The following is a 23,977-nucleotide window of genomic DNA, read 5'->3' as shown; positions in this document are numbered from 1 at the left end:
CGGGATATCAGCTTCCCCGACTGACGGTGTAGGCGGCGGTATCCTGCAGCAGCCGGCGCAGATGGCTGTCGGGGAAGATGTCCAGCGCCGCATGCGCCGCCCGTGCGTAGGTGGCGGCGCGATCCAGGGTGGTTTCGATCGCGTCCGTCCGGGCGATCAGGTCCAGCGCGTGGTCCAGGTCTTCGGGCGTCTGTTCGCTGTCTTCGATCACCCGGCGCCAGAACCGGCGGTCCTCCTCGGTGCCGGCCGCGTAGGCGGCCAGGACCGGCAGAGTGATCTTGCCCTCGCGGAAATCGTCGCCGACCGTCTTGCCCAGCACGGCCTGGTCCGCCGCGTAGTCCAGCGCGTCGTCCACAAGCTGGAAGGCCATGCCCAGATTGGTGCCGTAGGCTTCCAGCGCCAGTTCCTCGGCCTCGGGCCGCGCGGCGACGACGGCGCCGACGCGGCAGGCAGCGGCGAACAGGGCGGCGGTCTTGCCGTGGATGACCTCCAGATACTGGTCGACCGAGGTCGAGAGGTCATTCTGCGTGGACATCTGCAGGACCTCGCCCTCGGAAATCGTGGCCGAAGCCGAGGAGAGGATCTGCATCACCTTCAGCGAGCCGTCGTCGGTCATCAACTGGAAGGCCCGCGCGAACAGGAAGTCGCCGACCAGCACCGAAGCCTTGTTGCCGAACACGGCATTGGCGCTGGCCAGGCCGCGGCGCAACTGGCTTTCATCGACGACGTCGTCATGCAGCAAGGTCGCGGTGTGGATGAATTCGACGCAGGCGGCCAGGCCGACATGGCGCTGATTCGCGTCGTCGGCCGGGTAGCCGCACAGCCGCGCCGAGGCCAGGGTCAGGAGCGGGCGCAGCCGCTTGCCGCCGGCGGCCACCAGATGGGCCGCCAGTTGCGGGATCAGCGCGACCGGACTGTCCATCCTGGCCACGATCGCGTGGTTGCATGCGGCCATGTCGTCGGCGAGATAGTCCGACAAGGCGCGCAACGCCGTCTCGGCACCGTTAGCCGATGGTTTACCGGCCCCGGTATTCTTCGCGTTTGCCGATTTCTCGGAATCCGGCAGAGTGACTGCGACGCCCAAAAGGTTAAACTCCCCGGTTCCGTAGGGTTGGTCTGCAGAACATATGAGCGGCGCGGGTATGACGGTCAAGCCGAAGGACGTAATGGCGGAAGCGGAACACGCGGCCGGGGTGGACGAGAACCTGCCGTCCGCGTCCCCCGATCCGGCGGCAATCGGCGCCGGATCTCTGCTGGGTGGCCGCATCCTCTATCGCCAGTATCGCGACGGCTATCGCACCGGGCTGGAGCCCGTGCTGATGGCGGCCGCCATTCCGGCCCGGCCTGGCGAGCGGGTGCTGGAGGGCGGATGCGGCGCGGGAGCCGGGTTGATGTGTCTGGCCCATCGCGTACCGGGCCTGTCCGGACTGGGACTGGAACGCGATGCCCGGACGGCGCTGCTGGCGGAGGCGAATTTTGCGCAGAACGGCTTCGACGGTCTGCGGGTCGTCCAGGCCGCCCTGCCCGCCTTGCCCGGCCTTCCCGATTTTCCGCCCGATGGCGGCCGCTTCGACCACGCCTTCGCCAATCCGCCCTGGCATTGCGCCGATTCGACGCCGTCGCCCGATGCGCGGCGGGACCTGGCCCGGCGCGTGGAATCGCGGGACATGATCGCACTCTGGGTCCGCTGCCTGGGGCGGCAGGTGCGGCATCGCGGCACGCTGACGCTGGCGCTGCCGGCGGCGTTGCTGGATTGCGCGATCGCCGCGATGCGCGACAACGCGATCGGCAGCCTGTCGCTGTTCCCCTTCTGGCCCAAGACCGGGCGGCCGGCGCGAATCATGCTGGTGCAGGGTCGAATCGGCGGCCGGGGACCGGCCGTCCTGCATCCGGGCCTGGTCCTGCATCGGGAAGACGGATGTTTTACGCCGCAGGCGCAATCGGTCCTGCGCGACGGCGCCGCGCTGTGCGATCCGCCGGGCGGATGACGCGACGGCATGCCGTGCCGGAGGCATACCTCTTGCGAGGCAAGGCGAGGGCGCTGCCCTCGACCCGCAAGGGGTCGCAGACCCCTTGACCCCGATTGTTTAATTCATTGATAAATCAACGGTTTTTTCTGAAGAGCGCGTGCCGAAAAGGGGCGGTGGGACGGTCAGCCGGTCCCCGATATTACTGGAAGACGCTCTCTTCGAACGCTTCTTCCCACGAGCCGCTCGTCGAGGCACGGCTATATTCCGTGGCGCGATTTTCGAAGAAATTCGTGTGTTCGACGGCGTTCAGCATGTCGTCCAGCCAGGGCAGCGGATTGCCGGGGACGTCGTAGAGCGCGTCCAGGCCCAACTGGTTCAGGCGCCGGTCGGCGATGAAGCGGATATAGGTCTTGACCAGGTCGGCATCCAGCCCTTCGACCGAACCCATCTCGAAGGACAGGTCGATGAATGCGTCCTCGTGCTCGACGATGTCGCGGCAGATCTGCCGGATGTCCTCGCGCAGTTTTTCAGTCCAGATTTCCGGGTTTTCCTGGATGAAGACGCGGAACAGCCGGGCCATCGACAGGCAGTGCAGGGTTTCGTCGCGCACCGACCACGAGACGATCTGCCCCATGCCCTTGAGCTTGTTGAAACGGGGGAAGTTCAGCAGGATCGCGAAGGACGCGAAAAGCTGCAGCCCCTCGGTGAAGGCGCCGAACGCGGCCAGGGTACGGGCGATCTCGTATTTGCTGTCGACCGAGAAGCTTTGCATATAGTCATATTTATCCTTCATTTCCTTATATTTAAGGAAAGCGGAATACTCGGCCTCGGGCATGCCGATGGTGTCGAGCAGATGACTGTAGGCGGCGATGTGAATCGTTTCGATATTCGAAAACGCGGACAGCATCATCAGCACTTCGGTCGGTTTGAAGACCCGGCTGTAATGCTTCATGTAGCAATTATTCACCTCGACGTCCGACTGCGTGAAGAAGCGGAAGATCTGGGTGACCAGATGCCGTTCGCTTTCCGTCAGGGTGCGGTGCCAGTCCTTGACGTCGTCGGCGAGCGGCACCTCCTCGGGCAGCCAGTGGACGCGCTGCTGGGTCAGCCAGGCATCGTAGGCCCAAGGGTAGCGAAACGGCTTGTAGACCGGATTGGCCGTCAGCAGGTCGAAATGCGGCTCGCCCCCGGTTTCGGGTGCGTTCTGGGTCTCGGTCATGTGGTACTCTCCGCGATGCCGGCGGCCGGATCGGATGTCCGGCCGCATTGGATCCAACTGAGTTGGATCCGCCTTACTGGCAGGCCAGGCATTCCTCATAATTGGTCGTCGATGCCGGGGCGGCAACGGGGGGGGCGGGCTCGGGCTCGCCGGCCATGATGTCGCTCTTGCCCACCATGTTGCTGACTGCGTCGGCGCGCTGGATGGACAGCGAACGGCAGTAATAGAGCGACTTCACGCCCCTCTTCCAGGCCATGTAGTGGATCTGGTGCAGGTCGCGCTTGTGCACGTTGGCCGGCAGGAACAGGTTGATCGACTGGGCCTGGCAGATATACGGCGCGCGGTCGGCGGCGTGTTCGATCACCCAGCGCTGATCCAGTTCGAACGCGGTCTTGAACACGTCCTTTTCCTGCTGCGTCAGGAAGTCCAGATGCTGGACGCTGCCCTTGTTCAGGGTGATCGAGGACCAGACATCGTCGGTGTTCCGGCCCTTGTCGATCAGCAGCTTGAGCAGGTGCCGGTTGCGCACGGTAAACGAGCCGGACAGCGTCTTCTGCAGGAAGACGTTGGCGGCGATCGGTTCGATGCCGGGGCTGGAATTGCCGGCGATGATCGAAATCGACGCGGTCGGCGCGATGGCCAGCTTGTTGGAGAAACGCTCCATCATGCCGTATTCGGCCGCGTCGGGGCACGGGCCGCGCAGTTCGGCCAGCTTGCGCGAGGCGGCGTCGGCCTGCTGACGGATATGCTTGAAGATCCGCTTGTTCCAGACCTTGGCGATCACGCTTTCGAACGGGACGTCATTGGCCTGCAGGAAGGAATGGAAGCCCATGACCCCCAGGCCGACCGAACGCTCGCGCGCGGCGGCGTATTTCGCGCGCTCCATGTCGTCGGGCGCGCGGTCGATGAAGTCCTGCAGCACGTTGTCGAGGAACAGCATCACGTCCTCGATGAAGCGCGGGTCGTCCTTCCACTCCTCCCAGGTTTCCAGGTTGAGCGAGGACAGGCAGCAGACCGCCGTCCGCTCCTTGCCATGGTGATCCATGCCCGTGGGCAGTGTGATCTCGGCACACAGATTGGAGGTCTTGACCTCGAGCCCCGCGAGCTTGTGGTGCTCGGGCCGCGCGTTGTTCACGTGGTCGGAATAAATGATGTAGGGCTCGCCCTGCTCCATCCGCGCGGTCAGGATGCGGATCCACAGCGAACGGGCCGAAATCTTGCGGATATGCGCGCCGTCCTTGGGCGACAGCAGCGCCCATTCCGCGTCCTCGGCCACCGCGCGCATGAACGCGTCGGACACCAGCACGCCGTGATGCAGGTTCAGCGCCTTGCGGTTCGGGTCGCCGCCGGTGGGACGGCGGATTTCGATGAATTCCTCGATTTCCGGATGCCAGACCGGCAAGTAGACGGCGGCCGAGCCACGGCGCAGCGAGCCCTGGCTGATGGCCAGGGTCAGGCTGTCCATCACGCGGATGAAGGGAATGACGCCCGACGTCTTGCCGTTGCGGCCGACATTCTCGCCGATCGAGCGCAGATTGCCCCAGTAGGAGCCGATGCCGCCCCCCTTGGAGGCCAGCCAGACATTCTCGTTCCACAGGTCGACGATGCCGCGCAGGCTGTCGTTCGCCTCGTTCAGGAAGCAGGAGATCGGCAGGCCGCGCGTCGTGCCGCCATTGGACAGGACGGGCGTGGCCGGCATGAACCAGTGGCGCGAGATATAGTCGTACAGCCGCTGGGCGTGGCCGGCATCGGCGCCGTAATAGGATGCGACGCGGCCGAACAGGTCCTGGTAGCTTTCGCCTTCGAGCAGATAGCGATTATCGAGCGTCGCCTTGCCGAAGGGCGTGAGCAATGCGTCGCGCGCGCGATTCACCCGCACCGGGTGATGGCCGGGGAGCTGCACCACATCATCGAACATGTCCTGGTTCATGTCCCGAGCCTGGGCTCCGTCGCGATCCTGAAACAGGTCGCGCTCTTCGGCGGGACGATCAGATACAGTTCCGGATATGTCGTCCAGGCTCATGCATCATCTCCGTGGAAATCGCCGGGAGCGGGCTACGCCACCTCGTCCCTTGTTTTGATTATGCCCCTATATATCGCGTGCGGGCAACTGATGGGACACTAGATATATGAAGATCCTTAAACGGCAAGAGCGTGCCGGGACGACGGGAACAGGACTTTCCTCGGCTTTTGCAAAATCAAGAGGGAATCTTTTTTACCGGCCGCTTTCCCGCCGCCGTTCGCCCGCCGCGATCCACGGCTGCGACTCGGGGCCGCCGCCGGGTTTCAGTCCGGAGCCATATCCGTTCACGCCGGTTCACGGATATGGCCCTAGTGTCCCGATTCCGAAATTCGCAAGCGAATTTCGGAATCGAAAAGACACTAGAATCAATATTTTAGTGGCCTGCTGATCCGAGAAATTCTCGGATCAGCAGGCCACTAGCTCATTGTTTTATCGAGCATCTTTATCCGACCGCATGGGTCCATCGGAATCAGGACATCAGGCCGGTTTCCGTCCAGCGCGCGGTCGCCTCGTCGTCCGAACAGCGGGCTTCGACCCAGCTCGTGCGCCCATCGGCATAATCCTGCCGTTTCCAGAAGGGCGCGCGGGTCTTCAGCCAGTCGATGACGAATGCCGTGCCGTCCAGCGCCGCCGCGCGGTGGGGCGCGGCGCACAGGACCAGCACGATCGGCGCGCCGACCGGCAGGCGCCCGACGCGATGGATGACCGTGCAGGCCAGCAGACCGAATCGGGCGCCGGCCTGCCGGACGATTCGGGTCATCATGGATTCGGTCATGCCGGGATAATGTTCCAGCGTCAGGGCCTGCAGCCCGTCCTCGGCCCGCACCAGCCCGAGGAAGGCGCCGATCCCCCCGATATCGTGGCCGGCCTGCGCCAGATGCGCGATCTCGGCATCCAGCGAGAACGATTCGGGCTGGACCCGCACGTCGATCCGCATCGCCTAGCCCCCCGTCACCGGCGGGAAGAAGGCCAGTTCGTCGCCCGGCCGGACCGGGTCGTCCGGACCGGCGAATTCCTGGTTCACCGCACAGCGGATCGCGCCCGCCCCGGACGGGACGGAAGCCGGGCCGAAGAGCGCGCCGAGAGCCGCGTCACGCTGCCCGAGCGCCTGCATCACGTCGCGCACCGAGCAGCCCTGTGCGGGAATCGCGAGCGAATCCGTCGACCGGCCCAGCCGGTCGCGCAGCCATGCGAAATAGAGGATCGTCACCATGCCCACTCTCTTAGCGTCCTTGCCCGCAGGTTCCTATCTTGGCCCTATTTTGGCCCTATCTTGGAGCGACGGCGGGTTCCGGAGCGGCGGGCGTGCCCTTCACCGTCCGTGTCGTGCCGTCCGGCGCGATGACCGTGCTGGTGCCGTCGCCGTTGGGAATGACGATGCCGGAATCGGATGGCGGGGGATAATCCGCGGGCGCGGACTCCCCCTGCCCGGAGTCGGACAGGGGGACGCCTCCGCGGATTTCGGCCTGCTCGCCGGCGCTGATCGTCGCCCCTTCGGGCATTTCACGGCCGGAGGCGATGGCGGCACGCCCCGGCGAAGGCGGCCCGGCGGCTTCCGCCGGCACGACCGGCGCGCCCGGCATGAGAGCCAGGGCGATGAGAGGCCATGGCCAGCCGGGCCGTGACGCGCGGGGGTCAGGACGCGATCTTGGACGCGCCATCGGTGCGGCCGACATGGCGCAGCCCGGCCAGCAGATAGTCCCATCCGGTGATCACCGTCAGCCCCGCGGCGATCCAGAGCAGGGCAGCGCCGACCAGGCCGACCCGCAGCCATTGCAGATGCAGCAGCGCCCCGGTGCTGTCGCCCGCCAGCAGGAAACCGATCGCGGTCATCTGGATGCCGGTCTTCCATTTCGCCAGGCGGGTCACCGGCAGGCTGATCCGGGTGGAGGCGAGGAATTCGCGCAGGCCGCTGATCAGGATTTCGCGCGCCAGGATAACGATGGCGGGATAGAGCGCGGCATAGGCCAGCCGGCCGGTCCCGGCCAGGACCATCAGCGACGCCCCCACCAGCAGCTTGTCGGCGATGGGGTCCATCATGCGGCCCAGGTCGGAATATTGGTGCCGGGCCCGGGCCAGTTTGCCGTCCAGATAGTCGGTGAAGGCGGCGGCGATGAAGAGCAGGCACGCCGCGCTATCCGTCAGCGGCCGCCCCATCGCCACCAGGGCCACCAGGACGGGAATCGCCACGATCCGCGACAGGGTCAGGACGTTGGGCAGGTCAGTCAGCATCACCGAAGGACAGTACAGCAAGACGGGTAGAACAGGAACGGTCCATCACGACGGTCTGATGACGAATCCGCTCAATGCCGGCCGGGCATGCCGTCCCTGTCTTGCCCACCCCCGTCTTGCTCACCCCTGTCTTGCCCGTCCCTCACTCGCCGGTCCAGCCGGGATGGAAATGGCCGTAGACCACCCGGGCGGTCTCGCGATTGATTCCGGGCGTGGCTTCCAGTTCGGCCAGACCGGCCTGGCGGACGCCGCGTGCCGAGCCGAACTGGTTCAGCAAGGCGCGTTTGCGCGCCGCACCGACGCCGGGAATATCGTCCAGTTCCGACCGGACCAGGGCCTTGGAGCGGCCGGCGCGATGGGTCGTGATCGCGAAACGGTGGGCCTCGTCACGCAGGCGCTGTAGATAGTACAGCACCGGGTCGCGCGGCGGCAGTTGGAAGGGCGGCCGGTCGGCCATATGGAACCATTCGCGCCCGGCATCGCGGTCCGGCCCCTTGGCGATGGCCACCAGGGTCACGTCGTTCACGCCCAGATCGTCCAGCACGGCGCGGACCGCCGAATACTGGCCCGCGCCGCCGTCGATCAGCACGATGTCCGGCCAGTCGGCGGCATTCTGCCCTTCCTGCCGTTCGCGCAGCGCGCGGCTGAAGCGCCGTTCCAGGACCTGGCGCATCATCGCGAAATCGTCGCCCGGCGTTACCGGCCCGCGGATGGAGAATTTGCGGTAGCTGCGCCTGTCGAAGCCTTCAGGCCCCGCGACCACCATCACGCCATAGGCATTCGCCCCCATGATATGGCTGTTGTCGTAGATCTCGATCCGCTTCGGCGCGCCGTCGAGGCCGAACAGGTCGGCCATGCCGTCCAGCAGCCGCGCCTGCGCGGTGCTTTCGGCCAGGCGGCGTTCCAGGGCCTCGCGCGCGTTGGTTTCGGCGTGATCGACCACGGCGCGCTTCTCGCCGCGCTGGGGGGTGAGGATTTCGACCTTTCGGCCGCGCTTGATCGCCAGCGCGTCGGCCATCAGCGCGTGCTCGGCGATGGGGCCGTTCAGCAGGATCTGCGCCGGCGGCGGCTTGTCGTCATAGAATTGCGCCAGGAAGGCGCCGAGGATGTCGGCGGGGGTTTCGTCGCGCGAATGGGCGGGGAAGAAGGCCCGGTTGCCGTTGTTGCGGCCGCCGCGGACGAAGAAGACCTGGATGCAGGAATGGCCCGCCGCCTGGGCGATCGCCACGATATCGGCCTCGTCCAGCGAGGCGGGGTTGATCACCGAGGAATCCTGCATCGCGGCGAAACCGCGGATGCGGTCGCGAATGGTCGCCGCGCGTTCGAATTCCAAAGACGCGGCCGCTTGCTCCATCTCGTGCACCAGCTCCTCGTGGATGCCGGTGCGCTGGCCGGACAGGAAGGCGCGTGCCTGTTCGACCAGGTGGGCGTAATCCGCCTGGTCGATCCGGCCGACGCAGGGCGCCGAGCAGCGCTTGATCTGGTACAGCAGGCAGGGGCGCGTGCGCGCCGTGAAGACCGCATCGGAACATGAGCGCAGCAGGAAGACCCGCTGAATCAGGTTCAGCGTCTGGTTGACCGCCCAAGCCGAGGCGAACGGCCCCCAGTAGGACGCGCCCCGGGCGGGCTTGCCGCGATGTTTCGTCACCTGGGGAAAGGCGTCGCCGTCGGTGAGCATGATCCAGGGATAGGATTTGTCGTCGCGCAGCAGGATGTTGAAGCGCGGCTTCATGCGCTTGATGTAGTTGGCCTCGAGCAGCAGGGCTTCGGCCTCAGTATGCGTGGTCACGATTTCCATCGTGACCGTTTCGGACACCATGCGGCGCAGCCGTTCGGGCAGCTTGCCGACATGGGTGTAGGAGACCACGCGGCGTTTGAGCATCCGGGCCTTGCCGACGTACAGTACCTCGCCCTTCTCGCCGATCATCCGGTAGACGCCGGGCGAAAGCGGCATGGTCAGCAGCGCCTTCTGGATGGCCGCAACCCCCTTGACGGCCAGCGGCGCCATATTGTCGCCGTCCATCAGACAGGCCGTCCATTCATCCACCGATTATGTGGATAAGTCTGTGGAGCAGGCGCTGACAGAATCGTGGCGACAGCGGTTTTCCTGTGTCCGGCTTGGATTGCATAAAAAAGAAGCAATTCATTTAATCCATTGATTTTACGCTAAATTATAGGCCGGGATCGACTACGGATATGTGAAAATCGAGCAATCTCTTGGAAAATAAAGAAGTCAATCCCCGAGGTGGACAAAATCCACCGACTCCTGTTCTTCCCGCCGACGCGACTCGATCCCGTTTTGTTCGTCATTCCACTGCCGTTCTGTTTCCCTTATCCCACGGAATTTTCGCCATTCCATCCTGCGTGCCGATTCGGCCTTGCCAGAGGGCACATGATGGGCAATGGCACGGATATGCGTATCGTGACCTGGAATATCAATTCGCTTCGCCTGCGCCTGAAGCTGCTGGAGCGGCTGGGCGAGGAACTGCGCCCCGATATCGTGTGCCTGCAGGAAACCAAGGTTCCGGACGAATTGTTCCCGGACGAGGCGGTGCGCGCGCTGGGTTATGCCCATATCCAGCACCGCGGCATGAAATCCTATAATGGCGTGGCGATCCTGTCGCGCGTGCCGCTGACGCCGCTGGATGACACGCCCGACTGGTGCGCGCGCAGCGATTGCCGGCATATCGCGGCGTCCTTCGCGCTGGGCGGGGCGTCGGTCGAGCTGCATAATTTCTATGTGCCGGCCGGCGGCGACGTGCCGGACCCCGAGGCGAATCCGAAATTCGCGCACAAGCTGGCCTTCGTCGACGAGGCGACCTCGTGGTTCACCGGCCGGCCCAGCCGGCGGACGATCCTGGTCGGTGATCTGAATATCGCGCCGCTGGAACAGGATGTGTGGAGCCACAGGCAATTGCTGGACGTGGTCAGCCATACCCCGCCGGAGACCACCCGCCTGCAGGCCTGGCTGGCCTGTGGCTTCGTCGATGCGATGCGGCATTTCGTGCCGCCCGAGGAGAAGCTCTATACGTGGTGGTCCTATCGCAACCGCGACTGGAAGGCGTCGAATCGCGGGCGGCGGCTGGACCATGTGTGGGTGACGTCCGACCTGACGGCATCGCTGCAGAACATGACCGTACTGCGCGATGCGCGGGACTGGCCCACCACGTCGGACCATGTGCCCGTTGCCATGGATTTTTCGGCCTAGCGGCCGGCAGCACCACCCTGGGCGTCTGGGTAACCCGGGGCGTCTGTCGGCGGCCTGCCTGACGGCCGGCCGCCTTGTCCACGTCAGCCGCGCAGGCCGCCTTCGGGATCCAGGCGGTAGCCGCCGCCCTCGGTTACCAGCAGCGACGCGTTGGTGGGATCGGGTTCGATCTTCTGCCGCAGCCGGTAGATATGGGTTTCCAGCGTGTGGGTGGTTACCGCGGCGTTATAGCCCCAGACCTCGTTCAGCAGCACCTGGCGCGGGACCGGGCGTGTGCCGGCGCGGTAGAGGAATTTCAGGATGGCCGCCTCTTTCTCGGTCAGGCGGATGCGACGGTTGCGCGTCGGCTCCTGCAGAAGCTTGGCCGAAGGGCGGAAGACATAGGGCCCGATCGAGAAGACGGCGTCCTCGCTGTTCTCGAAGATGCGCATCTGCGCCCGCAGGCGGGCCAGCAGTTCGGCGATGCGGAAGGGCTTGGCGACGTAGTCGTTCGCACCTGCATCGAGGCCGCGTACCACGTCCGTCTCGTCATCCGAGCCGGTCAGGATGATGATCGGGATCCGCTTGCCCTGGCGGCGCAACTCGGCGCAGAAATCGCGGCCGTCCCCGTCCGGCAGGGTGACGTCCAGGATGATGGCGTCGAAGCGCGCGCCCGGCGCGTTCAATTTGTCCCACGCGTCGGCGACCGATTCGGCCTCGATCGCCTGGAACTCACCTTCCAACTGCAATTGTTCGACGAGCATATGACGCAATGTCTGATCGTCATCCACTATCAATATGGGACGCGCACCTGCCATCGAACCCTCTTTTATTTTTGGCCTTTCCCCTTCCAGTGGGGGGATAGCGCCTTATAGCCTATATCGTTCCCAATTCGGAATCGGCACCCGCCGAACCACGCCGTCCCGGGCCCGCATTCGCGACCATACAGACGCACGGACGCCGATCAGTCTAGTCCAGCCTTCGAAATTCGTAGGCGAATTTCGGAGATCAACAGGCCACTAAGATATTATTTTATCTGGTGTCCACTATGAATCTGACATCCAGCGGATCTCGGATTCGGGACACCAGGCCCGATTCTTGTAAAAAAACGACCCGCCAGGAGAGACCCCGATGATACGCGCAGTTCTGGAAACGCATACGGGGGCGGATGCACGCCTGCATTGCAGAGGCGAGCAGGTCCCGGCCGCGATCGGTGCCGGAGGGATCCGAATTCTCAAGCAGGAAGGCGATCTTGCGACGCCGAGCGGTGTTTTGCCGCTGCGCCGCGTGCTGTACCGCGCCGATCGCGTGGCACCGCCGGCCTGCGCCCTGCCGGTGGAACCGCTGGCGCTGCATGACGGCTGGTGCGACGATCCGACCCATCCGGATTATAACCGGCCGGTCACCCTGCCCCACCCCGCGCGGCATGAGCGGATGTGGCGCGACGATGATGTTTACAATATCGTGATCGTGCTGGGTTACAACGATTCGCCGCCGGTACGGGGTCGGGGCTCGGCCATTTTCCTGCATCTGCAGGCGCCGGACGGGCGCCCGACCGAAGGCTGCATCGCCCTGCGCGAATCGGACCTGCGGCGCCTGCTGGCCGCCGGGCTGACCGAGATCGCGGTGCCCGAGATCGACCTGCCGATCGGAACCTGACCGGCCCGGGGGTGTTTTCAGGACGATTCGGCGGGCGCGGGCGATTCCATGGCGATGATCATGTCGCCAGGCGTGGGAGCGGCCGGGATCTCGTCCTCGACCGAGCGGATCAGGATGGCGGTGCCCTTGCGCACCGTCATGATCGTCAGGCGGTTGCCGTCGGCGGGAGTCGCGGCCCTGGTGGCCGCCGAGGACGAGGACGGGGACGAAGCCGAGGACGGCGATATCCCGGGCGCCGGCGCGGTGGCGGGGGTGGCACGGAAGCGCCAGCCCCGTTCGTACAGCGTGTCGAACAGGGTGAAGTTCCAGGTCGGCTCGCCCAGCACCTTGCCGCGCGAATCGCGGCTGAGCCCGCGATACTGGTCCAGGCGCGCAACGCCGGGGCTGACCTGAAAGACCCGCTGGCGTCCGAAATCCGGAGCCAGGCGGGCGCAGACCAGGCCGTTATAGATCGCGTCGGGCGTCGCCGCGATCAGATAGTCGGCGGGGCGTTCCTCGAGCATCTCGATCCCTTCTTCCGACAGCAATTCGGCCCTCAGGGTCGGGATGCCGGCGCGCATGGCGGGAGACAGCGCGCCGGCATAAGTGTCGATCAGCAGGACCGGCACCCCCAGCCGGTGCAGGACCCCGGCGAGGTCGGTGGACCAGCTATTGGCTCCGACGATGGCCAGCGTGGGTTCATCCGACAGGGTCAGGCGCAGGGTGCGGGCCAGGGGACGCAGCGAGAAACCGTGCAGGATCATGGTGGTGGCGATGACCGCGAACACGGCCGGGGTCACGAGGTCGGCGCTGGGATAGCCGGCCTCCTGCAATTGCAGGCCGGCCACGCCGGCGACGGCGGCGGCCACGATGCCGCGCGGCGCGATCCAGCCGACGAACAGGCGCTCCTGCCAGGACAGATTGGAGCGCATGGTCGACAGCAGGATGCCCACCGGCCGCACCACGAACAGCACCGTCAGCGTCATGGCCACGATCGGCAGCGAGAGCCGTTTCAGTACATCGCGATGCAGGTCGGCCGTCAGCAGGACGAACAGGCAGGACACGACCAGCACGCCCAGCGATTCCTTGATCCTGCGCAATTCCGACATGCCGGTGACGCGCATATTGGTCAGCGCAATGCCGAACACCGTCGCCGCCATCAGGCCCGCCCCCTCCATGATGAAGTTGCAGATCGCGAAGACGCTCATCGCCAGGGTCAGGATGATGGGAATGCGCAGGATTTCCGGAATCAGGTCCCGCACCGTCAGGAAGCGGACCAGCACGGCCGGAAACACGCCGCAGCCCAGCGCCATCATGGTGGAAAACAATAGGTGCGGCACGATTTCGACCATGAACATGCCCGAATGCCGGTTGCCCTGAATGACAAGGAATTCCAGCACCAGGGTGGCCAGGATCGCGCCCACCGGGTCGTTCAGGATGGCTTCCCAGCGCAGGAAGGCCGCGACGCGCGGCCGCAATTTGGCGTGGCGCAGCAACGGCAGCACCACCGTGGGGCCGGTCACCACGATGATCGCGCCGAACAGCCAGGACGCCCCCCAATGCAGGTGTCCGACGAAATGCGCCGCCAGGGCGCCGAGGACCCAGTTGATGGGCAGGGCCACCACCGTAAGGCGCAGTACCCCCTCGCCCGCCGCGCGCCATTGCCGGAAATCCAGCGCCAGGCCGCCCTCGAAGACGATGAAGGCCACGGCGAGCGAGACCATGGGGTGGAAATAGCGGCCGATCGCCGCCGAGGGATGCAGCAGCCGGGTGCCCGGGCCGTAGAGCAGGCCCAGCGCGAACAGCAGCACGATGGCCGGCAAGCGGAAGCGCCAGGCGATCCATTGGGCGCCGATGCCGCCGCCCAGTACGCACAAGATGCCGATGGCCAGGTTGTCCTGCATGCCCGCTTCCCGGATTTTGGGCCCGACAAGGCGGGCACGCATCAGATGATGATTGGAGAAATCCGGTCTTCCGACCAGAAAAAAAGCCGCCTTGTCAGGCGGTCCGTTCCAGGATCGCCGCGAAGAACCCGTCCGTGCCATGCCGCAGGGGAGACAGCGCGATCATCCCGTCCCGGGCCAGGCCGGGCGGCAGGCCGCAGTCGGGGGTGGAATCGGCGCGGCGGAAATGCGGCGTGGCGCGCAGGAAGGCGTCGATCCGGTCCTGATTCTCCTCGGGCAGGATCGAACAGGTGGCGTAGACCAGCCGGCCGCCCGGGCGTACCAGGCTGGCCGCGACGGCCAGGATTTCGGCCTGTTTCCGCGTCAGTTCGGCCACATCCTGTTCGGTCAGGCGCAGGCGGGCATCGGGGTTGCGCCGCCAGGTGCCCGTGCCGGTGCAGGGGGCGTCGACCAGCACCCGGTCGAAGCTGCCGGCGCGGCGGCGGGCCCAGCGATCACCGGGGATCAGCAAATGCCGTTCGGCATTGTGCACGCCGGCGCGGCGCAGGCGGCGAACCGCGCCCTCCAGCCTGGGTTCGGAGACGTCGCAGGCGACGATGTGGCCGCGATTCTGCATGGTCATCGCCATGCCCAGCGTCTTGCCGGCGGCGCCGGCGCAGTAATCCAGCACCCGCATGCCGGGACGCGCGTCGGCGGCGGCGACCACGATCTGGCTGCCCTCGTCCTGGATTTCCACCAGACCGGCCTTGAATGCCGCGGTCGCGGTGACCGGCTGGCGGCCGGGCACCCGCAGGCCCCAGGGCGACAGATCGGTCTGCCGGGCCTCGATGCCGTCCGCCGCCAGCAGGCGCGCGGCCTCGGCGCGGGTGGTCTTCAGCAGGTTGACCCGCAGGTCCAGCGTGGCCTCGCCGGCCAGGGCGGCGATCTCGGCCTCGACATCCGGGCCGAACGCGGCCTCGAGCCGGGGCAGCAGCCAGTCGGGCACTTCGAGGACGACGGCACGGGGCATGTCGGGATGGACCATGGCCTGACCGCGCAGGGCGGCCGCCAATGCGCGTTCGCCCGCCGTCAGCGGTGGCGGGGCGTAGCGATCGCCGGAGAACAGGTCCTGCACGGTTTCGCCCGGAGGCTGGATCTCCGAAGGCTGGGCCAGCGACAGCAGCGCGATGAGCCGCGCACGGGGCGTCGGGACGGCGGCACCGCGTTCGATCCACCAGGCGAGCCGGCGCCAATGGCGCAGCGCGGCCCAGACCCGGGCGGAGATCGCCCGGCGGTCTCCGCCACCGATGTAGCGTCGTTCACGGAAGAAGGCATTGGCGACAGCGTCCGCCGGGCGGCGAGGCGTATCCTCGATCGCCGTCAGCAGATCGATGGCGGCGGCGAGCCGCGCGCTGGGAGTCATGGGCGTCCTGTCAGTCTGGGCGTCTCGATCGGGCGTGGGGCCGGGATCAGTCGCGGCGGTAGTTCGGTGCCTCACGCGTGATCGCCACGTCGTGGACATGGCTTTCGCGCAGGCCGGCCCCGGTGATGCGGCGGAAGCGCGCGCGAGTCTGCAGGTCGGCGACCGTCGCCGAGCCGGTATAGCCCATGCCCGCGCGCAGGCCGCCGACCAACTGATGGACGACGGCGTCCATGCCGCCCTTGTACGCGACGCGGCCCTCGATCCCTTCGGGGACCATCTTGTGGGTTTCCCTGATTTCCTGCTGAAAATACCGGTCGGCCGAGCCTCGGGCCATGGCCCCCAGGCTGCCCATGCCCCGATAGGATTTGTACGACCGTCCTTCGTACAGGAAGACCTCGCCCGGCGCTTCCTCGGTGCCGGCCAGGAGCGAGCCGATCATGACCACGTCGGCCCCTGCCCCGATCGCCTTGACGATGTCGCCCGAGGTCCGGATGCCGCCGTCGGCGATGCACGGCACGTCGCGTTCATGGCAGGCGGCCGAGGTTTCCAGGACGGCGGTGAATTGCGGCACGCCGACGCCGGCCACGACGCGGGTGGTGCAGATCGAACCCGGGCCGATACCGATCTTGACGCAATCGGCCCCGGCTTCGATCAGGGCGACCGCGGCCTCGGGCGTGGCCACGTTGCCGGCGACCACCTGAATATTGTCATCCATCGCCTTGACCCGCGACACGGCGTCCATCACCCCGGCGGAATGGCCGTGGGCGGTATCGACGACGATGACATCCACCCCCGCATCGATCAGCGCGCGGGCCCGGTCGAGCCCGTCCTGGCCCACGCCGGTGGCGGCGGCACAGCGCAGGCGGCCCAGATCGTCCTTGTTGGCCAGCGGATGCAGGACGGCCTTTTCCATGTCCTTTACCGTGATCAGGCCGATGCAGCGGCCCTCATCATCGACGACCAGCAGCTTTTCGATACGGTGGCGATGCAGCAATTGCCGCGCCTGGTCGCGCCCGACATCGGACCGGACGGTGACCAGGTTCTCCCGGGTCATCAGGTCCCGCACCTGCTGGTCGGGGTCGGTGGCGAAGCGGACGTCGCGGTTGGTCAGCATGCCGACCAGCTTCTTCGTCTCGCGCTCGATCACCGGAAGGCCGCTGATGCCGTGGCGGGACATGATGGCGTTGACGTCGGCCAGCGTCTGGTCGGGACAGACGGTGACCGGGTTGACGACCATGCCGGATTCGAAGCGCTTGACGCGCCGGACATGCTCGGCCTGCTCCTCGATGCCCAGATTCTTGTGGATCACGCCCATGCCGCCCTGCTGCGCCATGGCGATGGCCATCGAATCCTCGGTCACGGTGTCCATCGCGGCCGAGATCAGCGGAATGTTCAGGCCGATGCGGCGGGTCAGCCGGGTGCGGGTCGTGGTCTGGCCCGGCAGGACGCTGGACTGCGCCGGAACGACCAGCACGTCGTCGAAGGCCAGGGCCTCGCGGATGCGGTCATCGACACGGGCGGAAAAAGCCGGATTATTGTGCGAAGACATCGTGCTGGAACCTCCTCGATTCATGCAGGGGTCCCAGAGCCGCGGGTACCCGACCGTTGGCGCTTCCACATAAGATGCGAATCGGACCGTGGCAAGAAAAAGACGCACGACCATGCCGGAGACGAATGAGGAATGAGCGGAAACACATATGTCTATCTGGCCGGGGACCTGGTCTTTCGCCCCGGCGCGATCGCGATCTTCGACCGGCTGCGGGCGCTGTGCCGGGCGGTGGGACTGGAAGGGCTGGCCCCCTTCGACGGTCAGGCGGGCATCGAGACCCTGCCGCCGGGGCTGGAGACCACGCTGAAGATCGTGGCGGCGGACCGCGCCCTGATGGATCGCTGCGCGGGCGGCATCTTCTGCGTCGATCCGTTTCGCCGCGCGGCGGACATGGACCCCGGCACGGCGGTCGAGATCGGCTATATGATGGCGCAGGGCAAGAAGCTGGCCGGCTATACGGTCGATGGCCGGCTCTATCCCGAGAAGGTCGCGTCCTATCGCCTGACGGCCTGGGGAGATGCGCTGCGCCAGCGGGTGACGCATGACGCGCCCGTGGAATCCGGCGCGATCGAGGATGCCGACGGCATCCTGGCCCATTCGGACGGCATGGTGCAGAACGGCATGATCGAGGGATTTATCCGCATGTCCGGCGGGTTCGTCGCCGTCCATGACGATTTTTACGAAGCGTTCCGCATCGCCGCCGAGGACCTGGCCCGCCGCCTTGGATAGGCGGCGGATCCGGTTTCAGTATCAATAAGGGTGCGCCGCGCCGCCGGTGCGGGCGGCGCAGGCGGTGACGGCGCGGCCCCAGACGCCGGCGCGCAGGCTGGGCAGGTCGGTCGTGCGCAGCGGGTTGCCGCGCAGGGCGCGGATTTCCTGTACGGTGAAGGGAGGCGTGCCGCGCGGGGTGCTGGAACCGCCCAGGTCGAACAGCACGAAATTCATGACCTGCGCCATCAGCGCGTCGTCGCGGATCAGCGACATCGAGACGCCTGGGACGCGCAGCAGATAGGCCCTGCCTTCCTGCGTGCAGGTCAGCGTGCCGATCCGGTCGCGCAAGGTGGGGATATAGGTCTGTCCGGACTGGCCTTCGATCCCGTGGCAGCCGCCGCATTTCATCAGATAGGTGCTGCGGGTCTGGTCCAGGGCCCGGGCCGGCTGGCCCGGAGGGAGAAGCCCGGCCAGCGCCAGCAGAGCCAGCACCGGCCGGACGGCAGCCGGGCGATTACGGAAGGGGATGCGCCGCATTCAGCGTCTTCCGTGCCGCGGCGACAGCCGAGGAGGACATCGGCGCCGCGCGCGCCGCCGCCAGGTCCGCCGCCGTGAAGACGGGCGCGGGCTTGGTCGCGCCCAGCCCGGACAGGTAGGTCAGGATCGCCGCGACCTGGTCGTCCGGCAGGCTTTTGAAGCTGGGCATGAAGCCGACATAGGTCGCGCCGCCGGCCTCGATCATGCCGGACAGGCCGTTCATCAGCACCTGGGTCAGGTATTTCTTGCCGTCGGGCGTGGAGGCGATCTTGTCGATCCGGTTGGCCAGGGGCGGGAACTGCCCCGGCGCCCCGACGCCGCCGCCCTGGTGGCAGATGCCGCAATTGGCCCCATACAGCGCCTGCCCGTCCGGAGCGGCGAAGGCCGGCGTGGCGGCGGCGAGGGAGACGGCGAGGGCAAGGAGTTTTTTCATTCGGCAGTTCCTACGATGACGGCTGTCGAGCAGTTGTACAGAAGCGAACCGGTCCCGAAGCACCAGATGATGTCGTTGTTGGATTGCGGACGGTAGGTCGGCAGTTCACCGTCGGTGCTGAGGCAGTTCATTTCGTTGCAGGCATCCTGGCCGCAACAATCGCGATAGGCAATCAGGTAGGAGCGGCGATCCTGCGGGTTGAAGCAGGTGCCGATCCACGAGGTGGGCGACGGGTGCGTGCCGGGCGGGCAGCTATGCACGCCGCCGCCGCAGGTGGTGCAGAGATTGCCGTCGATCGCGCAATAGCGCCAGTAATCGCACTTGCTGTCGTCCTTGGCCTGCGCCTTGGCCGCGAAGGGCGACGGCGCGCGCAGCAGGGTGCCGGCACGCGCCTCGTCGCGCGAGACGGGCAGCAGCGGGAAGGCCGGAATGGCCGCCGCCCAGCCCCCCAGGCGCGCCAGCGCGCTGCGGCGCGAGGAGCGGCCGGCCAGGAAACGGGTCATGCGTTCGGTTACGCGGTCGAAGCCGGCGCGGCCGGCCCCCGCGTCCGCCCCCGTTTCCGCATTATCAGGATTGGCCATCGAGGGTCTCCGTCACGCTGGCGATGTCAGGTTCTTGCCGGGCCGCCGGATATGGCGGGCCGGCCGGGCGGAAGCCGGGCGTCGTCATGTCGCGCCTCATTCCCCGGGCGCCACCGTGAAGATGATGGCGTCGCCCAGCGCCTTGATCGTGCGGACGGGCTTGCCGTCGGCGCCGTTCAGGACATTCAGGTCGCCGGCTTCGTCCGTCAGCATGATGCGCGAATCCGCATCCTGGGTCACGCCGACCATCGTGCTGGGCTTGGCCAGGCGGATGCGGCGCACCAGCTTGTGGGACGGCAGGTCGAGTTCCCACAATTCGGTGCCCGGGTCCTTGTGGGTCCAGAACGTGCCCTTGTGCATCAGGATGAACAGGTGCGAATCGCGTGCCCGTACGGCAGCCAACTGCCAGCCGCCGGGACGCCAGGCGATGTCGAACGGCGCGCGGGCATCGGATGCGGGTTTCAGCCCCGCCGCCGCCTGGATGGACCACGGGGCGGCGACGCTGGTCTGGGCGCCGAGCCGGGCGTCATAGACCAGGCCGCTATAGCTGATGAACCAGACATGGCCGCCGGCCGCGACCTGGGGGCTGTGTTCGTAGACCGGGTCGCGATCCGGGACGAAGAAGGACGCCGTATGGGTCAGGGTGGGCTTGCCCGCCGCGTCGAGCTGAACATTGGCGAGCGAGCCGTCGCCGCAGACCGACGTGAAACCGGCGGGCCCCCACGGGAAGATCAGGCCGCAGCCCGGAACGTCGACGGTCTGGATTTCCGTCTTCTTCGCAGCGTCCACCACATGGACCGAATTGGTCGGGCTGGTGTCGTAGACATAGATGTAATGCCCGTCCGCGCTGACCGCCAGATCGGGCTTCTTCGGCGTGATCAGCGCCCGGCTGGACAGGTCGAGATCCATCGTGGGCAGCAGGGTCAGCGGGTCGTAGGCCACCAGCATGTCGTGGCGCTTGCCGCGATTGCCGCGCTCCCACGTCGTTTCGGCGACATAGAACGACCGGCCGGCCGGATCGGCCGCGACATTGGCGTTATAGGCCGCCTGGACCATGCCCAGCAGCCTGCCGGTATCGAGGTCCACGACATAGACCCGGCCGTCCTTATTGTGGCGATAGACGGCGTCCTCGATCAGGACGCGGTGCGGGCCGCCGGGCGACAGCTTGACGATGTCGCTTTCCTCGGTCTGCAGGATGGGGTCGGCTGCCCGCGCGGCGTCATGGGGCGCGGCGGCGCCGAGCAGGCAGGAGACTGCGAGGGCGGCGGCAATTTTGCGACATGGTCCACCCGGACGCGGGGATGTAACGGGGGCGGCCGGGACCCGATTCGTACCGCGACGCCGATCAGCCGACATGAACCCGTCCGGCCGGCGAAAGAGCTATCATTTTCATCCAGCTACCTTGTCTTCCAACTTTATCTGGCCACGCTGCCTGGCAATCTCGCCCGGCAATGGATGCGCGGGCTCGATCGAATTGCGATACAAATTTTTGGAAGAAAAGACCAGCCGTTTCCCGGACGAGATAAATTCGCTGGGCGGAACTTCGTTGAACATATCATGAAAATATTATAACATATTGTATTTGAAGTTTTTATTTCGAATTTTTTAAACCGGACGATCAACGGAACCCGATGATGCCGGCAGTGAAAACAACATCATAAAATTATGTTTTTACGGATGATTGTTTATCGCCGGGCAATCCGACACCAGATCCAGCATCAGGTGGGCACATTGGCGGTATGGGTCGTGAGCACGGCACCGGTCTGGGTGTCGATTTCCTTCAGGATCACGCCATAACCCCATAGGGTTGAAAGATAATTCAATGTCTGGCGCGCATCGTTGGGCTGTAGCAGTTGGCCGGCGCGGCTGCGATGTTCGAGCACCAGCGTACGGTCGCCGAGCAGATCGACATCGACGATTTCGATTTCGGTATAGAACGTGCCGGGATCGTAGGTCAGGGCCACGCTGCGGCGGATGTCGCGATAGCCGGCTTCGTCATGGATCGCGTCGACCAGCAGATAGGGCTGGCTGGTATCGTCCCGCAGGCGGAACATGCGGAAATCGCGAATGGTCTTCGGCGACAGGAATTGCTGGATGAAGCTTTCGTCGCGATATTCGGCCCAGGCGTGCCGCAACGTGCCGATCGCGTCGCCATTGCCCGCGATGTCGGGGAACCAGGTCCGGTCCTCGGCGGTCGGCTCGGTGCAGATCCGCGCGATGTCGGTCATCATCGCGTAGCCCAGCGCGTAGGGATTGAAGGATGGGCCGCCGCCCGCGTCGAAGCCGAGCTGGGTAATGACGTTCGACGTGGAATGGATGACTTCGAGATAGGCGGCGTCATCGATCCGGCCGAGTTCGTGCAGGCGGCGCATGATGTAGGCATGCACCCAGGTGGCGCAGCCTTCGTTCATCATCTTCACCTGGGGCTGCGGGTAGAAATATTGCGCGACCATGCGCACGATGCGGATGATCTCGCGCTCCCACGATGCCAGGCGGGGGGCGTGTTTTTCGAGGAAATAGAGCAGGTTCTCCTCGGGCAGGCCCAGGCGGCGGCGGGACAGCGCGTCCTCGGCCCGATGGTCGCCGCCCGGCGCGTCCTCGGTCGGGAGGGTCCGCCACAGATCGTTGAACATGCTGTCTTCATAGGCGCGGCGGTCGCGGGCGCGCTGCTGCTCGGCCTTGAGGTCCAGCTTGCGTGCGCCGGAATGGCGATGCACCCCCTGGTTCTGCAAGGCGTGCGCGGCATCGAGGATGCGTTCGACCGCGCGCAGCCCATGCCGTTCCTCGCATCGCGCGATGTAGCCACGGGCGAATTCCAGGTAGCCGAGGATTTCCGACGGGTCCGTCCATTCGCGGAACAGGCGGTTGTTGCGGAAGAAATGATTGTGGCCGAACGCGGCATGGGCGATCACCAGCGCCTGCATCGTCGCGGAGTTTTCCTCCATCAGGTACGAGATGCAGGGGTCCGAATTGATCACCACCTCATATGCCAGGCCCATCAGCCCGCGCCGATAGGCGTTTTCGTGGCCGATGAAGCGCTTGCCGAACGACCAGTGCTTGTAGCCCAGCGGCATGCCGTGCGCCGTGTAGACGTCCAGCATCTGTTCCGAGGTGATGATCTCGATCCGGTTGGCGTAGGTTTCCAGCCCGAGTTCGGTCCGGGCGATCTCCTCGATCGCGTCGTAGCAGTCCCGGATGACCTGGAAGTTCCAGTCATTGCCGGTGTAGAGCAGCCCGCCCCGGCGGGCGGACGGCCCATTGGGAGTGATCTGGCCCATCATGCCTCGGCCGTATCGTGCTGGCGGGAAAACAGGTCGCGGAACACGGGGAAGATTTCCTTGCGGTCGCCCACGTGGCGGATCGCCAGGTGCGGGTTGTGATCGGCGATCGCGCGGTAGCTGCGCCACAGATCGGTCTCGCCCCGGATCACCGCGCCCGAGCCGGTGATTTCGATATAGGCGTAGTACTGCACCACCGGCAGGATGGCGTCCTGCAGCAGGCTGGCCGTCCGCTGGGTGTCCGAGGACGCGTTGTCGCCGTCCGAAGCCTGGGCGACATAGATGTTCCAGGTGCCGGACGGATAACGCTCGCGCTGGATGCCGGACATCAGTTCCAGCGCCGAGGAGACGATCGTCCCGCCGGTGCGCGGATCGTGGAAGAAGACGTCCTCGTCCACTTCCTCGGCGCTTTCGGCGTGGCGGATGAAGACGATTTCGACCTTCTTGTAGCGCCGTTCGAGGAAGACGTGCAGCAGCAGGAAGAACTGCTTGGCCAGGTCCTTCATGCGTTCGGTCATCGAGCCCGAGACGTCCATGATGCAGAACATCACGGCGCGGGTCGCGGGCTGGGGCAGCACCGTATAGCGGCGATAGCGCAGATCGACCGGATCGACCCAGGGGATGCGCGCCAGGCGCCGGAGGATCGTGCCGCGCTGTTCGCGCAGGGTTTCCAGTTCATCGAGCGCATCGGCCCCCAGGGGGCGCTGGTCTTCCAGCTCGGCGATCCGGGCTTCGACGGCGCGCAGATCGTCGGGCTTCGGGCGGCCCAGCCCGATGCGCCGCGCGATCGAGCGGCGCATCGTCCGCCCCAGATCGAGGTGCGAGGGCGACCCCTCGTTGCTGAGCCCGGTGCGGCTGGGCGTACCGGATTCGGTGGTCGCGATCTCGCGCTTGACCAGGTCGGGCAGTTCCAGGTCGTCGAAGAACAGGTCGAGGAATTCGTCGCGGCTGAGCACGAAGCGGAAGGAATCCTCGCCGCCGCCATTCTCGCCAGCCTGGCCGTCGCCCCCTGCGCCCTGCCCCGCGCCGCCCTGCGGCCGCTGCAGCTTGTCCCCGCGCGAGAACTCCTTGTTGCCGGTCAGCACGATCTCGCGCATGCCGTCGGTGAAGACGCGGTGAAAAGTGGGTTCGTGCAGCGCGTCGGACGGAACCGAGACCGCGTTGCCTTGTCCGATCTCCCTGATCTTGCCGCGCGCGACCGAGTCGCGCACCGCCTGCTGCACTGCCGAGCGCGCCCGCTGCAGGACGCGACGGCGGTTTTCGATATTCTTCCCATGGGGATTGGGACGTCTGTCAATGATATCCACTGGGCG

General features: G+C 66.1%; 22 protein-coding genes. 4 read left to right on the top strand and 18 right to left on the bottom strand.

All coding sequences use genetic code 11. The annotated features are described in order from the left end of the window. Positions 1-7: 7 nt before the first annotated feature. Positions 8-1,084: a polyprenyl synthetase family protein gene (locus AAC691_RS02295; protein ID WP_374729254.1), complete on the bottom strand. Its 1,077-nt coding sequence runs from the start codon at positions 1,082-1,084 to the stop codon at positions 8-10. An 82-nt stretch (positions 1,085-1,166) separates the two neighbouring features. Here AAC691_RS02295 and AAC691_RS02290 point away from each other — a divergent pair, with 82 nt between their 5' ends. Continuing rightward, entirely contained in the window at positions 1,167-1,988 is an 822-nt protein-coding gene (locus AAC691_RS02290) for a tRNA1(Val) (adenine(37)-N6)-methyltransferase (protein WP_408906088.1), read from the top strand. Positions 1,989-2,169: 181 nt separating this feature from the next. On the opposite strand, the gene AAC691_RS02285 is transcribed toward AAC691_RS02290, so the two are convergent. The 7 genes from AAC691_RS02285 to uvrC form a co-directional block, all read right to left on the bottom strand. Then, a complete protein-coding gene (locus AAC691_RS02285; protein ID WP_176639072.1) occupies positions 2,170-3,189 on the bottom strand; it encodes a ribonucleotide-diphosphate reductase subunit beta in 1,020 nt (339 codons plus the stop codon). A 73-nt stretch (positions 3,190-3,262) separates the two neighbouring features. After that, a complete protein-coding gene (locus AAC691_RS02280; protein ID WP_342628808.1) occupies positions 3,263-5,212 on the bottom strand; it encodes a ribonucleoside-diphosphate reductase subunit alpha in 1,950 nt (649 codons plus the stop codon). A 469-nt stretch (positions 5,213-5,681) separates the two neighbouring features. Beyond that, positions 5,682-6,149: a molybdenum cofactor biosynthesis protein MoaE gene (locus tag AAC691_RS02275; RefSeq protein ID WP_342628807.1), complete on the bottom strand. Its 468-nt coding sequence runs from the start codon at positions 6,147-6,149 to the stop codon at positions 5,682-5,684. 3 nt (positions 6,150-6,152) lie between these two features. After that, the gene (locus AAC691_RS02270; RefSeq protein ID WP_176639069.1) at positions 6,153-6,425 is read right to left on the bottom strand and encodes a MoaD/ThiS family protein; all 273 of its coding nucleotides are present in this window, start codon (positions 6,423-6,425) and stop codon (positions 6,153-6,155) included. Between the two features lie 55 nt (positions 6,426-6,480). Further along, the gene (locus AAC691_RS02265; protein WP_342628806.1) at positions 6,481-6,795 is read right to left on the bottom strand and encodes a hypothetical protein; all 315 of its coding nucleotides are present in this window, start codon (positions 6,793-6,795) and stop codon (positions 6,481-6,483) included. A gap of 52 nt (positions 6,796-6,847) precedes the next feature. Further along, positions 6,848-7,444 carry a CDP-diacylglycerol--glycerol-3-phosphate 3-phosphatidyltransferase gene (pgsA, locus tag AAC691_RS02260; RefSeq protein ID WP_342628805.1) on the bottom strand — a complete coding sequence of 199 codons (597 nt, stop codon included), beginning with the start codon at positions 7,442-7,444 and terminating at the stop codon, positions 6,848-6,850. 142 nt (positions 7,445-7,586) lie between these two features. Then, positions 7,587-9,467, bottom strand: a complete 1,881-nt coding sequence (uvrC, locus tag AAC691_RS02255) for an excinuclease ABC subunit UvrC (protein WP_342628804.1) — start codon at positions 9,465-9,467, stop codon at positions 7,587-7,589. A 390-nt stretch (positions 9,468-9,857) separates the two neighbouring features. Here uvrC and AAC691_RS02250 point away from each other — a divergent pair, with 390 nt between their 5' ends. After that, positions 9,858-10,652 (top strand): exodeoxyribonuclease III, encoded by a 795-nt coding sequence (locus tag AAC691_RS02250; protein ID WP_342630114.1) that lies wholly within the window; start codon positions 9,858-9,860, stop codon positions 10,650-10,652. An 83-nt stretch (positions 10,653-10,735) separates the two neighbouring features. Here the strand turns inward: AAC691_RS02250 and AAC691_RS02245 are convergent, their stop codons facing one another. Next, a complete protein-coding gene (locus tag AAC691_RS02245; protein WP_176639629.1) occupies positions 10,736-11,449 on the bottom strand; it encodes a response regulator transcription factor in 714 nt (237 codons plus the stop codon). 313 nt (positions 11,450-11,762) lie between these two features. Between AAC691_RS02245 and AAC691_RS02240 the strand changes: the two genes are divergently transcribed. After that, complete coding sequence (locus tag AAC691_RS02240) at positions 11,763-12,290, top strand: L,D-transpeptidase family protein (RefSeq protein WP_342628803.1); 528 nt, start codon at positions 11,763-11,765, stop codon at positions 12,288-12,290. Between the two features lie 17 nt (positions 12,291-12,307). On the opposite strand, the gene AAC691_RS02235 is transcribed toward AAC691_RS02240, so the two are convergent. The 3 genes from AAC691_RS02235 to guaB all read right to left on the bottom strand — a co-directional run bounded on the left by AAC691_RS02235 (position 12,308) and on the right by guaB (position 17,124). After that, positions 12,308-14,173, bottom strand: coding sequence for a sodium:proton antiporter (locus tag AAC691_RS02235; protein ID WP_176639631.1), 1,866 nt, complete (start codon positions 14,171-14,173; stop codon positions 12,308-12,310). Positions 14,174-14,267: 94 nt separating this feature from the next. Further along, positions 14,268-15,575, bottom strand: a complete 1,308-nt coding sequence (locus tag AAC691_RS02230; RefSeq protein ID WP_342628802.1) for an RsmB/NOP family class I SAM-dependent RNA methyltransferase — start codon at positions 15,573-15,575, stop codon at positions 14,268-14,270. A gap of 46 nt (positions 15,576-15,621) precedes the next feature. Then, entirely contained in the window at positions 15,622-17,124 is a 1,503-nt protein-coding gene (gene guaB / locus AAC691_RS02225) for an IMP dehydrogenase (RefSeq protein WP_323991019.1), read from the bottom strand. Positions 17,125-17,256: 132 nt separating this feature from the next. Here guaB and AAC691_RS02220 point away from each other — a divergent pair, with 132 nt between their 5' ends. Next, positions 17,257-17,853: a nucleoside 2-deoxyribosyltransferase gene (locus AAC691_RS02220; RefSeq protein ID WP_323991018.1), complete on the top strand. Its 597-nt coding sequence runs from the start codon at positions 17,257-17,259 to the stop codon at positions 17,851-17,853. 21 nt (positions 17,854-17,874) lie between these two features. Here the strand turns inward: AAC691_RS02220 and AAC691_RS02215 are convergent, their stop codons facing one another. The 6 genes from AAC691_RS02215 to AAC691_RS02190 all read right to left on the bottom strand — a co-directional run bounded on the left by AAC691_RS02215 (position 17,875) and on the right by AAC691_RS02190 (position 23,971). Then, positions 17,875-18,372, bottom strand: coding sequence for a cystathionine beta-lyase (locus AAC691_RS02215; RefSeq protein ID WP_323991017.1), 498 nt, complete (start codon positions 18,370-18,372; stop codon positions 17,875-17,877). Continuing rightward, entirely contained in the window at positions 18,350-18,805 is a 456-nt protein-coding gene (locus tag AAC691_RS02210; protein ID WP_176641566.1) for a cytochrome c, read from the bottom strand. The genes AAC691_RS02215 and AAC691_RS02210 overlap by 23 nt, the downstream gene beginning before the upstream one ends. Next, positions 18,802-19,386, bottom strand: a complete 585-nt coding sequence (gene mauA, locus AAC691_RS02205; protein ID WP_342628801.1) for a methylamine dehydrogenase (amicyanin) small subunit — start codon at positions 19,384-19,386, stop codon at positions 18,802-18,804. Before mauA ends, AAC691_RS02210 begins: the two co-directional genes overlap by 4 nt. 96 nt (positions 19,387-19,482) lie before the next feature. Continuing rightward, positions 19,483-20,742, bottom strand: a complete 1,260-nt coding sequence (locus AAC691_RS02200; RefSeq protein ID WP_342628800.1) for an amine dehydrogenase large subunit — start codon at positions 20,740-20,742, stop codon at positions 19,483-19,485. A 362-nt stretch (positions 20,743-21,104) separates the two neighbouring features. Continuing rightward, on the bottom strand, positions 21,105-22,664 hold the full coding sequence (locus AAC691_RS02195; protein WP_408906087.1) for a SpoVR family protein: 1,560 nt from the start codon (positions 22,662-22,664) through the stop codon (positions 21,105-21,107). Next, on the bottom strand, positions 22,664-23,971 hold the full coding sequence (locus tag AAC691_RS02190; RefSeq protein ID WP_323991013.1) for a YeaH/YhbH family protein: 1,308 nt from the start codon (positions 23,969-23,971) through the stop codon (positions 22,664-22,666). Before AAC691_RS02190 ends, AAC691_RS02195 begins: the two co-directional genes overlap by 1 nt. Positions 23,972-23,977 lie beyond the last annotated feature (6 nt).

The organism is Nguyenibacter vanlangensis (assembly GCF_038719015.1).
GTDB classification, from domain to species: domain Bacteria; phylum Pseudomonadota; class Alphaproteobacteria; order Acetobacterales; family Acetobacteraceae; genus Gluconacetobacter; species Gluconacetobacter vanlangensis.
The sequence above is the reverse complement of the archived record's forward strand: the minus strand, read 5'-3'. Positions and strand labels throughout refer to the sequence as shown.